Annotated in this window: 9 protein-coding genes; all 9 read left to right on the top strand. The window is 69.6% G+C overall.

The annotated features are described in order from the left end of the window. Positions 1 to 149: 149 nt before the first annotated feature. The 9 genes from VD964_RS26860 to VD964_RS26820 all read left to right on the top strand — a co-directional run bounded on the left by VD964_RS26860 (position 150) and on the right by VD964_RS26820 (position 13,554). The gene (locus VD964_RS26860; protein ID WP_324871521.1) at positions 150 to 1,511 is read left to right on the top strand and encodes a TolC family protein; all 1,362 of its coding nucleotides are present in this window, start codon (positions 150 to 152) and stop codon (positions 1,509 to 1,511) included. After that, entirely contained in the window at positions 1,508 to 3,190 is a 1,683-nt protein-coding gene (locus VD964_RS26855; protein ID WP_324871520.1) for an ATP-binding cassette domain-containing protein, read from the top strand. The genes VD964_RS26860 and VD964_RS26855 overlap by 4 nt, the downstream gene beginning before the upstream one ends. Beyond that, positions 3,187 to 4,581, top strand: a complete 1,395-nt coding sequence (locus tag VD964_RS26850) for an HlyD family type I secretion periplasmic adaptor subunit (protein ID WP_324871519.1) — start codon at positions 3,187 to 3,189, stop codon at positions 4,579 to 4,581. Before VD964_RS26855 ends, VD964_RS26850 begins: the two co-directional genes overlap by 4 nt. 46 nt (positions 4,582 to 4,627) lie before the next feature. Continuing rightward, positions 4,628 to 7,723, top strand: coding sequence for an ABC transporter substrate-binding protein (locus VD964_RS26845; protein ID WP_324871518.1), 3,096 nt, complete (start codon positions 4,628 to 4,630; stop codon positions 7,721 to 7,723). 14 nt (positions 7,724 to 7,737) lie between these two features. Beyond that, a complete protein-coding gene (locus VD964_RS26840; RefSeq protein WP_324871517.1) occupies positions 7,738 to 8,118 on the top strand; it encodes a hypothetical protein in 381 nt (126 codons plus the stop codon). Between the two features lie 2 nt (positions 8,119 to 8,120). Continuing rightward, positions 8,121 to 8,588, top strand: coding sequence for a hypothetical protein (locus VD964_RS26835; protein ID WP_324871516.1), 468 nt, complete (start codon positions 8,121 to 8,123; stop codon positions 8,586 to 8,588). Beyond that, on the top strand, positions 8,585 to 9,325 hold the full coding sequence (locus VD964_RS26830; protein WP_324871515.1) for a hypothetical protein: 741 nt from the start codon (positions 8,585 to 8,587) through the stop codon (positions 9,323 to 9,325). The genes VD964_RS26835 and VD964_RS26830 overlap by 4 nt, the downstream gene beginning before the upstream one ends. Then, complete coding sequence (locus tag VD964_RS26825; RefSeq protein ID WP_324871514.1) at positions 9,313 to 12,660, top strand: type VI secretion protein IcmF/TssM N-terminal domain-containing protein; 3,348 nt, start codon at positions 9,313 to 9,315, stop codon at positions 12,658 to 12,660. The genes VD964_RS26830 and VD964_RS26825 overlap by 13 nt, the downstream gene beginning before the upstream one ends. Positions 12,661 to 13,050: 390 nt before the next feature. Next, positions 13,051 to 13,554 (top strand): YcjF family protein, encoded by a 504-nt coding sequence (locus VD964_RS26820; RefSeq protein ID WP_324871513.1) that lies wholly within the window; start codon positions 13,051 to 13,053, stop codon positions 13,552 to 13,554. The last annotated feature ends 9 nt before the right edge of the window (positions 13,555 to 13,563 follow it).

The following is a 13,563-nucleotide window of genomic DNA, read 5'->3' as shown; positions in this document are numbered from 1 at the left end:
TCTTAAATACCAATGATGGCTGTCGGCTATGTTCGCCATCGTCGCAAGCAACCGCGCTTCCGCTGACGGCGATCTTCAGGACCCTCATGCACAAGTTTTTCCTTTCTGCCGCGGCCCTGCTTCCGCTTCTTGCCTGGAGCGCGCAACCTGTGCTTGCGTCTCCGCGCGAGGACGTGATCTCCCTGATCGGCAAGGCAACGGACCAGCATGACCGGCTGAAGGGGGCGGAAGCGGCAGCTGAATCCGCCCGCAACGCGCTGCGCATCAGCCATGGCGGTTGGTATCCGACGCTCAGCCTGTCGGCGAACGGCGGACGGGAATCGACCCGCAAGCCGGCCGGCCTGCCCAACACCGACCTGAATGCCGGTCAGCTTTCGCTGCGCGCGACGCAGCTGATCTGGGATTTCGACGCGACCAATGCCGACATCCGGCGGTCACAGGTTTCCGTGGTCCGCGCCGACATCGCGGTGGAACGCACCCGCCAGGAACTGCTGGTGGAGGGACTCAGCGCCTATGCCAGCCTCGTGCGCGCCCATCGGCTGCTCGCCTTCGCCCGCCAGTCGGAAGACAACATCCGCCGCCAGACGGGCCTTGAGGAAGTGCGCCTTCAGGAAGGCTACGGTTTCTCCACCGACGTTTTGCAGGCCAAGAGCCAGCTAGCCGGCGCACAGGCCCGCCGGGTCGCCGCGGAAGAGGCTATGCAGACGGCCCTGAACCGCTTCCAGGCCTATTTCGGCCATGTGCCCTTCCGGCTGGACAGTGCGGAGGTGCTGGCGATGACCAAGGCCGCCCTGCCGACATCCATGGACGCGGCAGTGGAGGAGGCGCGCCGCCACAATCCGCGCCTTCAGGAGCTGGCCCTGACCACCGCGGCGGCGCAGGAGGCGGTGGCCTCGGTGCGCGGCCGCAGCCTCTATCCCCGGGTGGAGGGCTATGTCGAGCGCAACATGAAGCGGGATGTCGCCGGCCAGCCCGGACGGCAGGACGAGCTGCTGTTCAAGCTGCAGGTCACCTTCTCGCTGAACACCGGCCTGACCGCGATCAACAGCGTCCGTCTCGCCGAGGCCGACCTGCGCGCCGCCGACGCCACCTGGGCCGATCAGGAGCGCACGGTGCTGGAGACGGTGCGCAACAGCTGGAACCGGCTGGAGAGCGCCCGGTCGCAGGTGAGGCTGTTGAACGATCAGGCAAGCCTCGCCGCCGGCTTTCTCGACGTGGCGCGGGCGGAGCGCGAATTGGGCTCCCGCTCCCTCATCGACATCCTGACGGGCGAGACGACGCTGATCAACGCCCGCAGCGACGCCGCCGCGGCCGAGACCGAACTGGTGCTTGCCGGATACCGCCTGCTGGCGGCCATGGGCCGGCTCAGCGCCGCCGACATCCAGACCAAGCCGATGCCGAAGCTGTCGGCAATGGGGCGCGGCCTCTTCGATGGGCCGGGCAAGCAGGACTCCGTACCCTCCAACAACCGCGACGGCAAGCGCAGACGCGGAACGGGAGACCAGCAATGACCGGCGGCTCCATCGGACTGCTGCTCCTGCGGCTGCGCTCCAACCTGCGGCTGACGGCGCGTGTCTTTGCGGCCTCGCTCGCCGCGAACCTGCTCGGCCTCGCCTCGTCCTTCTACACCATGCTGGTGCTGAACCGGTATGTGACGCACGGCGTCGATTCGACGCTCGCGGCGCTGACCGTCGGCGTCGTGCTGTCCATCGCCTTCGAACATCTGTTCCGCCACGTCCGCCTGGGCATCGCCGGCCGCATCGGCCGCACCGAGCACGAGCGGCTGTCCACCGGTGCCTTCGGCATCCTGATGACCGCACGCAGCGGCGCCGGTTCGGCGGAAGGCGACGCCGCGCGGCGCGAGGCAGTGCGCGCGCCCGAGCAGATTGATGCCGCACTGGGCTCCGCCAATCTGGCGACGCTGTTCGACCTGCCCTTCGCCCTGGGCTTCATTCTGGTGGTCGCGCTGGTGTCCTGGCCGCTGGCGGCGATCTGCGTGGTCTTCACCCTGCTGTCGATCGCCGCCGGCCTGCTGGCCCAGGCCGACATGCGGACGGTTGGCCGCGATCTGGCCCAGGCCGGCGCCGACGCCCAGGGTCTGGTCACGTCGGCCATCGTCGGCCGCGACGCCGTGGCGCTGTTCGGCGGGGCCAAGCCGCTGCTGGGCGACTGGCAGCGCGCGGCGAAAACGCTCCGCACCTTGCGCGAACGCATGTCGATGCGCCAGGGGCGTGCGCAGTCGGCGGCGCAGAGCCTCCAGGCGTTGCAGGGCGTCGCCGTCATCGCCGTGGGTGCGGTGCTGGTGGTACGCGGCGAACTGGATGTCGGCTCGCTGATCGGCGTCAACCTGCTGGTGGGGCGGGCGCTGGCCCCCTTCACCCGGCTGGCGCAGATCGGGGAATCTCTGGCGATGGCACGGCAGGCGCAGACCCGGTTGGAGCAGTTCGCCCGCACGGCGGTGGAGCCGCAGACCGGCACCAGCCTGCCCCGCTATGGCGGGACACTGGAACTGCGCGACCTGACCTACACGCCGGCCGGCGCCGTCACCCCGCTGCTGCGCCGCCTGAGCCTGTCGGTGCCCGCCGGCAACATCCTGGTGCTGAAGGGGCGGAACGGGTCGGGCAAGTCGACGCTGATCCGCCTGATCGCCGGGCTTGCCGATCCGCAGGAAGGGGCGGCGCTGGCCGACGGCGTCGACATCCGCAAATTCGCCCCCGCCTGGTGGCGCCAGCAGATCGGCTTCCTGCCGCAGGAGCCCGTCTTCCTCAACCGGACCATCCGCGAGAACCTGCTGCTCGCCAACCCGCGCTTGTCGGAGACGGAGTTGCACGCCGTCCTCCACCGGGCCGGCGCCGACCGCGCGGTGGCCGACTGCGCCCAGGGGCTCGATACGCCGCTGCGCAATTTCGGCAACGAGTTGCCGGTCGGGCACCGCCGCCGGCTGGCGCTCGCCCGCGCGCTCGCGGTGGGCGGCCGGCTGGTCCTGCTGGACGAGCCGACCGACGGGCTGGACGCCGAAGGCACCGCCGTCGTCTACCGAACGCTGATCGAACTGGCGCGGGCCGGCCACACCGTGGTCATCGCCTCCCACGATCCGCGCATCCTCCAGGGCGCCTCGCTGGTGCTCGACCTCGATCAGGCGCAGGACACGGTGGTGAGCCGTGACACGGCCGGACTGGTAGCGTCATGAAGCCGTTCCCCCTGCTGACCCGCAAGCCGGCCGCCGGCCCTACCCTGCCGCTGCCACTGGGCGCCGCGGTAAACCCGGCTTCCGCCGCGCCCCTGCCCTCACCCCTGCTGTCCCCACCTGAGCAGGAGGCCGACAGCCGTTTCGGCGACGGCCTGTTCGCGGTCGGCATCGCCGCCTTCCTGGCGGCGCTGGGCTGGGCCTCCGTCGCCGAACTGAACATCTCCAGCAGTGCGCCCGGCGACGTGGTGCCGCTCGCCTACAACCAGTCGGTCCAGCATTTCGAAGGCGGCATCGTCCGCGACATCCTGGTGCAGGAGGGCGAGTCCGTGAAGGCCGGGCAGGTTGTGGTCGAACTGGACCAGACCAAGACCCGCGCCGACCTGGAAGAACTGCGGCTGCGCCTCGGCTCGCTGTCGGCCGACATCGCCCGGCTGGACGCGGAGGTGGCCCGCCGCGACACCATTGACTTCCCCGACCGGCTGACCCGCGAACGGCCCAATCTGGTGGCGCAGACCCGCGACCTGTTCCGCGCCCGGCGCGACCGGCTGGCCTCCGACCTCGACATCCAGCGCCAGGACATCGTGCAGCGCGAACAGCAGATGGCGGCCGTCCGCGCCCGCATCGCCGGATCGCAGGTGGCGCAGGGCCTGATCCGCGAACAGCTGTCGATTAGCGAGAGCCTGCTGAAGCGCGAGATCACCAACCGCATGAAGCATCTGGAGCTTCTGCGCGACGATGCCCGGATCACCGGCGCCATCGCCGAGGACCGCGCTACCCTAGCCCAGGCCGAGGCGGCGCTGGCGGAGTCCCGCAGCAAGCTGGTGTGGATCGGCCGCAAATACGAGGAGGAAAGCCGCAACGCGCTGGACGAGGCGCGGCGCAATCACGACGAGCTTTCCCAGCGGCTGACCCGCTACCAGGACAGTTTGGACCGCTCCAGCCTGCGGGCGCCGATGGACGGGATCGTCAAGACGCTGGCCGTCTCCACCAAGGGCGCTGTCGTCAAGGCCGGCGAGACGGTGGTGGAACTGGTGCCGCGCGACGGCAAGCTGGTGGTGGACGCCCGCCTGCCGGTGCAGGACATCGGCTATGTCCGCGCCGAGCAGCCGGTGGTGGTGACGCTGGCCGGCAGCGACGCCTCGCGCTTCGGCCATATCGAAGGGCGGGTGCGGACGATAAGCCCCGACACGTTGCTCGATGCCAACAAGCAGTCCTACTACAAGGTCCGCGTCGAGCTGCCGGTAACCCGCTTCGATTACGGCGGCAAGACCTACGAGCTGTTCCCCGGCGTGCGTGTGACCTGCAGCATCCTGACCGGGCGGCGCACGATCCTCGACTACGTCTTCTCGCCGGTGCTCAACGGCCTTCAGCACGCGATGCAGGAACGGTGAGCATGGTCCGATCGATGAGTATTTCCCCTCCCCCGAGGTTCACCCGATGCTGAGTTCGCTCCAGCCCCGTTCCCGGCCGCCGCTGCGCTGGTCGCACATGACCAAGAAGGCGCGCTTCGCCCTGATCCTGGCGGCGGCGATGCTGGTCACCGTGCTGGTGTCGCTGGTGGTGCGCGCCGGCCTCCTCGGCGAGCGGACCGGGGAGCCGCTGACGCTTGCCGTGGTGGGGCCGCTCAGCGGGCCGGATGCGGCGCTGGGGCTGGCGCTGCGCAAGGGTGCCGCCCTGCGCGCCGACACCATCAACGCGACCGGCGGCATCGGCGGACGGCCGGTGGAGGTCAAGCCCTTCGACGACGAGGGCGACAAGGGCAAGTCGCTGGAGATTGCCCGGCGCGTCGCCAACGATCCCTCGGTCATCGCGGTGATCGGCCACACGCCGGATGCCACGGACAGTGCGGCGGCCATTTACGCCCAGAAGAAGATCCCGCTGATCGCCCCGCGCCCGCTGGTCCGTGCGGCGGATGCCCCGCCCAGCCCGTGGCTGTTCAGCATCACGCTCGACCGCACGCACGAGATCCGCTTCCTCGCCAACTATGTGCGCAACGTGGTGGGCGAGCCGATGGTCGCCGTCATCCGCGAGGACAGCGAACAGGCGGCATCGCTTGCCGGGCAGTTCGACGGCATCCTCCAGCGCTTCGGCACCAAGCTGGTCAGCCAATGGACCTACGCGCCCGGACGCGGCGGGGCCGGCGCACTTCCGGCGCTTGCCCAGGCGGTGAAGGAGAAGATGCCGACGGGCGCCATCGTCGTCATCGGATCGGCGGCGGACAGCGCGCGGGTGGTGGTGGCGTTGCGTGACGCCGGGGTGCGCAACCTGATCGCCGGCAGTTCGGAAATGGCGACAGCCGCCTTCCGCACCGAGATCGTTGTCCAGACGCAGGCCAATCCCAAGGCGCTGACACCGGAGGCCTACGGCCATGGCCTGTTGGTCTCGTCGCCCGTCCTGTTCGATACGGCAAACGAGCGGGCGCAGCGCTTCTACGGCCAGTATGTTAAGCGCTTCAACGCCGTGCCCGACTGGGCGGCGGCGCTGGGCGCCGACGGCGTCGATCTGGTCGCCGACGCCATCGCTGGTGCGGCACCCGCCAGCGGCAAGCCGGACGGGGACAGGCTCCGCCTCGCCATCGCCGGGCATGACCGCGCTGAGGCGGCGTTCCAGGGAACCGTCGGCACCTGGACTTTCGACGGCCGCGGACAGGCGACCCTGCCGGTGATGATGGCCACTTACAACGGGCTCAACCCGGTGGCGGCGCTGACCCAGCTGCAGCCGATCCGCGAGGCCGGCGTCTCCAATTTCCTGGAGGAGGTGCAGCGCGGGCGGGCGCTCTACGTCAACGACCGCTTCATGTACAAGACGGACGTGATCTACACCGGCGTCCAGCTGCACGAGATCCGCGACCTCAACCCGGATGCCAACGAGGCGACGCTGAACCTGACCATCTGGTTCCGCTACCGCGGCGCCTTCAATCCGGCCGACGTCGTCTTCACCAACGCGGTCAAGCCGGTGGAACTCGGCAAGCCCTACCGCGAGGAGCGCGGCGAGGTCACCACCTATGTCGCCTTCCGGATCGAGGGCCGCTTCGCGCTGAATTTCTCCGACCAGCGGCCGCCCTACGGCAGCCACAGCGTCGGCGTCAGCTTCCGCCACCGGACGCAGAACCGTAACACGGTGATGTTCGTCACCGACGTGCTGGGCATGTCGCTGGTGAACACCAACGACTTCGTGGAGAAGCTGAAGGCGATGGCGGCGGCGGAGACCGCGTCGGCCGCCGACCTCGGCCTCACCGACCGCTTCCGCCGGGCGCTGGAGGGGGAAAGCGAAAGCTCCACCCTGCTCGACCAGCTGCGCGCCAAGCGGGTGCTGGCCCCGTCGCCCGGCTGGCGGCTGTCGCGCGCCTGGATTTCCCAGGACGTCGCGACGGTGAGCAGCGAGGGCGATCCCAATTACGTCGGCTTCGGCCGGCCGCAGCCCGACTTCTCCCGCGTCGATTTCGGCGTGGTGACGACGCCCGATGCGCCTGCTGCGCGTGACTTCATCCATCGCGACTTCTTCGTCTACATCGCCATCTTCAGCGCCGTGCTGGCGGTCTTCGCCGCCTTCATGGACCGGCGCGACCGCGGTCAGTTCTGGAAGATCCAGACCCTGTTCATGCGCATCCTGTCCTGGCCGCTGCTGCTGATGTCGGCCGGCAACATCGCGCTCGACCAGGCGGTGGCGACGCTGCCGCCCAGCGGCATCGCGATGGTGGTGAACGGCATCAGCGTGCTGTGGTGGATCGTGCCGGCCATCCTGCTGGACCGCACGCTGGAGCGGTTCGTCTGGACACCGCTGGAGATCCGGACCCAGCGCAAGATCCCCGCCATCGTCCGCCGCTTCTCCACCCTGATCGTCTTCGGCTTCGCCGGCTGCGGCATCATCGCCTTCGTGCTGAAGCAGCCGATCACCAGCCTGCTGGCGGCGTCGGGCCTCGTCGGCATGGTCGTCGGCCTCGCCATCCAGGCGAACATCGCCAACGTCTTCTCCGGCATCGTCCTGAACATCGAACGGCCGTTCCAGATCGGCGACACCATCCAGATCACCGACATCGTCCGCGGCGTTGTGGTCGACATGACATGGCGGACGGTGCGGGTGCGCAACGTCGCCGGCTTCATCGTCGCCATGCCCAACGCCAAGGTGTCGGAAGCGACCGTCGTCAATTTCAGCGCGGTCGAACGCGTGTCTATGAAGCTGGAGTATTTCGCCGACGCCGGCCACGACCCCGGCCGGATGGGCGGGCTGCTGACCACGGCCCTGCGCGCCGCCGACAAGGTGATGCCCAGCGCCACCGGCGGGCTGCCCTTCGTCCGCTACGACGGCTTCCGCGCCGTCAACGGGCAGTGGCTGTGCAAGTACAACCTGTTTTTCTGGGTCAAGGACCACGACGCCACCTTCGCCGTGCCGGAACTGGTCTGGCGGTCCGTCTACCGGACGCTGGCCGACGCCGGAATCGACCCGACGCCGCCCGACCTGATGGAGGCGGGTGCCGCCGTGACAGCCGTGACAGCCACCATTTCGGGCCCGCAGGCGGCCATCCCGGCATGAGCAGGAGCAATCCGATGACACGTTCCTTCCGTCTCTGCCTTGTCGCGGCGGCGCTGCTGCCGGCTCTGCTGGCCGGATCGGGCTGCGCTCCCTTCGGGTCCGAGAAGCCCGCCGCCATCCTGGAACGGGTGGCCGACGGCGAATACGACGTCGGCATCCGCTATCCGTCCAAGCGCACGCGCTACGTGATGATCGTGGAGGAGGAGGAGGAGTCCTTCGCCCTCACCAACCGGCCGGCGCCCGGCAGGGAAGCGGACGGCGCAGTACCGGCGGTGGCTGAGCCGGCCCTGCCGCAGCGGAACGACCGCGTCCTGGCGCCCTGTGCCGAAGCGGTAGGCAACTGGTACCGCCACACGCCGGCGGGCTATGTCTGTGCCGGCGGGGCGGGTGGCTGACCATGAAGCATCTGGTTCCAGCGATGGTTCTGCTGCTTGCCGGCTGCGCCATGGGCGAGCCCGCCCGGCCGACCGCCGACACCTCGACCCCAATGCTCCGCATCATGGCCGATGCCGATGCCAACGACCGCCGCCCCGTCGCCGTCGACGTGGTCCGGGTGGCCGACGCGGCATTGGCGCGCCGGATCGGCATGCTGGACGCCGCGACATGGTTTCGCGAGCGGGCGGCCCTGCATGGCGAAGCCGCCGGGCGGATCGCCATCGCGTCCTGGGAGATGGTGCCCGGCCAGAGCGTGGTCCTGCACAGCCTGCCACCCTTCGCCGCCACCCCGTCGGCGATGGTCGTCTTCGCGCGCTACGGCACGCCGGGCGCACACCGGCAGCTGCTGGAGGGCACCGCCGCCCCGGACGTCCGTCTGGGACGCGACGGCTTCACCGTGGCTCCCCTGGCGAAGGAGAGCGCACCTTGAGCGTCCAGCCCCCCCCTTCGACCGCTTCCGTGCTTTCCGCCTCCATGCAGCAGAATGCCGCCCCCGGCGTCCTGGCCTTGTTCCGCGCCTTCCATACCGATCTGCTGGCGGGCTGCGCGCAGGAGCAGGCGCCGGCCGGCGCGGTGGCCGAGCGGCTGGTCGCCATTCTCCACGGCATGAGCGGCGCCGCATCCGCCCGTGGACCCGCCGCCCATGGAGCGGTGGTGAAGGCGGTCTTCGCGATGGCGATGCTGGCCGACCGGGCGCTGGCCCAGGTGAAGCCGGCGGATGCGGTGGTCGCCGGCCGGCTGTTCGGTGCGAACGCCACTATGCAAACCCTGTTCGTCCAGGCCGACGACCTGATCCGCCAGGGCGCCAAGGCCGACCGCGAGCTTGCCTCCGTCTATCTCGCCGCACTGGCGCTGGGCTTCCCCGACGACGCGCAGGCGGCGGCGCGACGCCCGCAGCTTCATCGGATCGTCAGCCGCAGGGAGGACGGGGCCGAACGGCCGGAAACCGGCCTCGCCAGCCCCCGCGCCTATGATCCGCCCGCCGGTGCCATCGCCGGCTGCTTCCGTCCGTCCAGCAGGCGCTGGTGGTGGGCGGTCGGCGGCACGGCGGCGCTGTTCCTGCTGGTTTCCCATCTGCTGTGGTCTACCGCGGTGAACGATCTCCAACGCGACCTGCGCGGCGCCCGTGCAGCGGTCGAGGATATGGGGCTGTCATGGTCCTACTGATCCTCACGCTGGAATTCCTGCTCTCCACCATCGGTTCGGCCATCGGCTGGGTCCTGTCCTTCGTTTTCGCCTTCCTGCCCTACGCCCTGGCGGCGCTGCCGATCTACATCCTTTACCGCGCGGCACGGGCGGTCTGGCCGAAGCTGCGCAGCCGGCTGCGCCGTCGACGCAAGCCCGTCTCCAAAACCGCGGTCCGCGCCAAGGCGCCTGCGCGCAAGGCGATGCCGTCCTCGCCCCTGCATGTGAGGGCGGAGGCTCCGCCGCCGTCGAAGTCCGCCGCCGGCAAGCCGCCGCTGGCGCGCACCTACGGCGAAGGAATGGACATCCTCGCCCGGCAGATGCGCGGTCCTCTGAGGCGCGGCGACATTCCCTGGTTCCTCGCCTTCGGTGTCGGCGGCCCGGCGCTGCTCGCCACCGACGCGAGCCATGTCAGCTGGCCCGAGGACGGCAACACCGAGAATGGCTGCTGGTGGTTCTGTGAAGGGGCGGCGATCCTGCATGCCGGCGCCGATTCCGCCGATGGTTCCAAGCTCGACGCCTCCTGGCCGTCCCTGGTGGCGGCCATGCGCAAACGGCCGATGCGCCGGCCGCTGGACGGCATCCTGCTGATGGTCGGCGCCGACGAGTTGCGCGCCGCGGCGGAGCGTGAGGCTCCACGCAAGGCGCTGGCTAAGCGGGCGGAGGCCCTGCGCGCGCGGTTGCGGGCGATCCGCGACGATCTCGGCATGGTCTGCCCGGTGCATGTCGTGGTGGTGCGGGCGGAGTCCCTGGAGGGCTTCGGCGACCTCTGCGCCGCGATTCCCGCGACCATGCTGGACAGCGTGCTGGGATGGACCAGCCCGCATGACTGGCTGCTGCCCTTCGAACCCGGCCGGGTGGGCGAGGCGTTCGACGCCATGCAATCGGACCTGGCTTTGTTGGAGTCAAACGCCTTCGCCGCCGGGACGGCAGGCGTCCGCCTGCCGCTGCTTGCCCCGTCGCTGGATACGCTGCGGCACCCGCTGGCGCTCTTCCTCGACGGAGCGCTTGGCGGGGCCGGAGATGGAAACGAGAGCGGAGAGCCCTTCCCGCTGCGCGGAATCGCCCTGACCGGCGCCTGCGCAACGGCCACCGGCGGGCGCCGCCCGGCCTTCGCGCGCGACCTGCTGCCCGGCCGTGCCTTCGCCGAGCCGGGTTATGGCCGCCCGTCCGAAACCGCATTCCTGCAAGGCCGGCGCCGGCGCCGGATGGCGCAGGCCACGCTGGCAGCGTCGGCTGCGGTCCTGTCGGTCGCGGCGTGGCAGGGCTTTGCCATCGTATCTGCCGGCACGCCTGCGGTGGCGGCCTCGGTCGGCGACCTGCGTCGGGCGCTGCTGTCGCGCGATGCCGTTGCCGACGGCCCGATGGCAGGGCGCGTGATCGCCGCGACGGCGGCGATGGAGCGCGACCGGCTGGCCACGCCGCTGCTGCCGACCTCGCTTTTCAGCGGCTTCGACGAGGACAAGCGGCGGCTCGCCTCCGTCACCCTGCGCCGGGCGGTGCTGCGGCCGATCCGCGACGCCCTGCTGCCCAGCGCCACCATGACCGACCTGCCGCCGGTCACCAATGCCCGGCGCGTCGAGGATCTGCCTGCCTTCCGCCGGCTGGCCGCGCAGCTGGACCGTATCGGCGGCCGGCGCGGCGCGCTGGAGCGCTATGACCGCTTCCGCCGCAACAGCGGGTTCGACGAGTTGCTGGCGCTGGCGGAGAGCGTCCATGGCGCCGTTCCCCGTCCGCCGGTGACGGCGACGGACGGCTTCATCACGCGCATCGCCGCCGGGGCCGATCTTCCGAACCTGGATGCCAGGACGATCGCGGCGGCGGTGCGGGCGGAGTCGGTGCAACTCGCAGCTCCCCTGGCCGAAGAACTTTACACCCGCAACCCCCTGCTCCTGCGGGGTCAGGCGCTGGCCGACCGGCTGCGTGACCTGCCGCAGCCTCCGGCCGCGGAAGATGTCGAGGACACCCGCAAGCTGGTCGCTGCCGTCACCGAGGTCGCTGGCTGGCCGATCGCCGCCGCGCTGCAGGACCCGTCGCGCGGGCTGCCCGACGCCATCAAGCTGGCGCTGCAGAAGGCGGCGATCGCCGACCTGCCCGGCCGCGACACCACCGACCGCATCACAGAGGCGCTGTCGACCGCCGCCACCTCCGCCCGTGCCGCCGTCCTGGCGCTCGAGGCACCGCAGGTGGGACGCCTGCTCGCGAGCGGCGAGGGGGGAGCACTGACCTTGAGCCCGACGGTGGCCGCACTTCCGGGGAAGATGGCCGATGCCCTCCCCGCCCCCACCCCGGACAGCGCGCCCGCGCCCGCCGCGGCCAAGCCCGGCAGCGATACGACGAAGGCGTCGCCGCCCCCAACCCAGGCCGCAGTTGCCAAGCCCGCTGCTCCCGAAGCGAAGCCGGTGGAAAGCAGCACGGCGCCTTCGGTTGCCGAACCGCATCCCGCAAACCCGCCGGCACGGCCGCCGGAGCCGACCGCCGTCGTTGAGGCCAACCGAGTGGCCGCGAACAGCCCGGCGCCGGTGTTGGTCGAGCCTCCTCCGCCGATCCGCCTTTCGGCACTGCCGGTGCCGGCCGCCGTGCCGTCGATACTGGAAGCGGAGCCCGCGGTGACGAAGCTGGCTGCGCTCTTCTCGCAGACGCTGGCCGGCCGCTTTCCCTTTGTCCACCCTGATCTTGCGCGCGGCACGCCCGATGCCGATCCACAGGATGTTCGCCGCTTTTTCGCGCAGTTGGACGAGAACCGGGCCGCGGTCACGAAGACGGCGACGCCCGAACTGGCAGCCTTCCTGGAAAGGATGGAAGCCGCAAGGCCGTTGCTGGAGGCCGTCTTCCGTTCGACGCCGGTGAGCGTCCGCTTCACCTACGGCACCAACCGCGCACAGGAGCATGGAGCGGAGCACATCATCGACTGGTCGATCCGCTCCGGCAGCGGCGCGGTCGGCGCCTCCGCCGGTCCGGCACCACTGACATGGAAGGCCGGCCAACCGCTGTTGCTCAGTTTTCGCTGGGCGGCCGGCTCTCCCTATCGCCCCAAGAACGCCACGGCGAGCGAGGCGGAAGCCGCTGCAGGCGATACGCTGACCCTGGTGGAGCGTGGCCCCTGGGCGTTGCTGCGCCTGTTGAGAAGCCGCTCGGCCTCGGTTGCTTCCACCGGAGACGGCACGCTGCTGCGCATCGCGCTGCCCACCCAGACCATCGGCGGCGAACCGGTGCGCGATACGGTCCTGTTCGTGACGGCATCGGTCGGCACCGGATCACGATCCTCGGTACCGGCACAGGCGTTCGATCTGCCTGTTCGTTTCCCTCAAAGATAGAAAATGCACTCAGCCAAAAGAAATGAGGATGACGAAATTCGTCACAAGATACAACAAGACGCTCCACGAACCCACAAAAATCATAGTTACCCTGATAAGCGTTTAATTCGTTTTTAATCAAAAGAACCGTATCAACGGTTTAGTGCGCGTCACGTTGGCAGATAGTTATTTTCTATCTGCCGACCGGTTCAATGAAAATTCTCTAATTTAACGGCTGCTTTTGGCGGCAATGGCTATTCGTTTGTCAATCGCCGGAACGCAATTGACGGTCAGCCTTCGCTTTCTTCCAGAAAGCTCGGCCGGACAACGCGGAACTCACGACAACGTGTGCTCTGCATCGAAATTTCTATCGTCACGCAACTCTTCCCGACCCGAGAAAGGCTTCGGATCATGGTAGACCGTAAGAAGCGCGCCCAGGACCTGATCAAGTACCACAGCTACGCCTCGGGCGCCTTCGGGCTGATTCCCGTTCCCGGCGCCGACGTCGCCGCGGTCAGCGCGGCCCAGCTCAACCTGGTCCACAAGCTCGCCAAGCTGTACGAGGTCGAGTTCGCCCAGGAGCGGACCCGCGCCATCGTCGGCGCCCTGCTGGGCGGCGTCATGCCGGGGGCTCTCAGCTCCAGCGTGCTGGGCTCCGCCGTCAAGGCCGTCCCCTTCATCGGCACCGCCCTCGGTGTGGCGGTGATGCCGGCGCTGTCGCTGGCCGCCACCCAGGCGCTCGGCCGCGTGTTCGCCCAGCACTTCGAGACCGGCGGCACGCTGCTGGACTTCGATGTCGAGACGATGCGCGACTACTTCCGCAAGGAGTTCGAGGCCGCCAAGGGCGAGGCTGCCGCCGATGCTCCGGCCGCGGCGCCGCAGATGGACGAGCAGCCGGTCCAGAAGGCCGGCTAACGCCTGATC

Source organism: Azospirillum sp., from assembly GCF_035628975.1.
Taxonomy (GTDB): Bacteria; Pseudomonadota; Alphaproteobacteria; order Azospirillales; family Azospirillaceae; genus Azospirillum.
This window is presented reverse-complemented; position numbering and strand designations above follow the sequence as displayed.

Bases quoted from the DNA above. Each gene is read 5' to 3' on its own strand.
- VD964_RS26855 (WP_324871520.1), top strand. From the start codon at position 1,508: ATGACCGGCGGCTCCATCGGACTGCTGCTCCTGCGGCTGCGCTCCAAC.
- VD964_RS26850 (WP_324871519.1), top strand. From the start codon at position 3,187: ATGAAGCCGTTCCCCCTGCTGACCCGCAAGCCGGCCGCCGGCCCTACC.
- VD964_RS26845 (WP_324871518.1), top strand. From the start codon at position 4,628: ATGCTGAGTTCGCTCCAGCCCCGTTCCCGGCCGCCGCTGCGCTGGTCG.
- VD964_RS26840 (WP_324871517.1), top strand. From the start codon at position 7,738: ATGACACGTTCCTTCCGTCTCTGCCTTGTCGCGGCGGCGCTGCTGCCG.
- VD964_RS26835 (WP_324871516.1), top strand. From the start codon at position 8,121: ATGAAGCATCTGGTTCCAGCGATGGTTCTGCTGCTTGCCGGCTGCGCC.
- VD964_RS26825 (WP_324871514.1), top strand. From the start codon at position 9,313: ATGGTCCTACTGATCCTCACGCTGGAATTCCTGCTCTCCACCATCGGT.
- VD964_RS26820 (WP_324871513.1), top strand. From the start codon at position 13,051: ATGGTAGACCGTAAGAAGCGCGCCCAGGACCTGATCAAGTACCACAGC.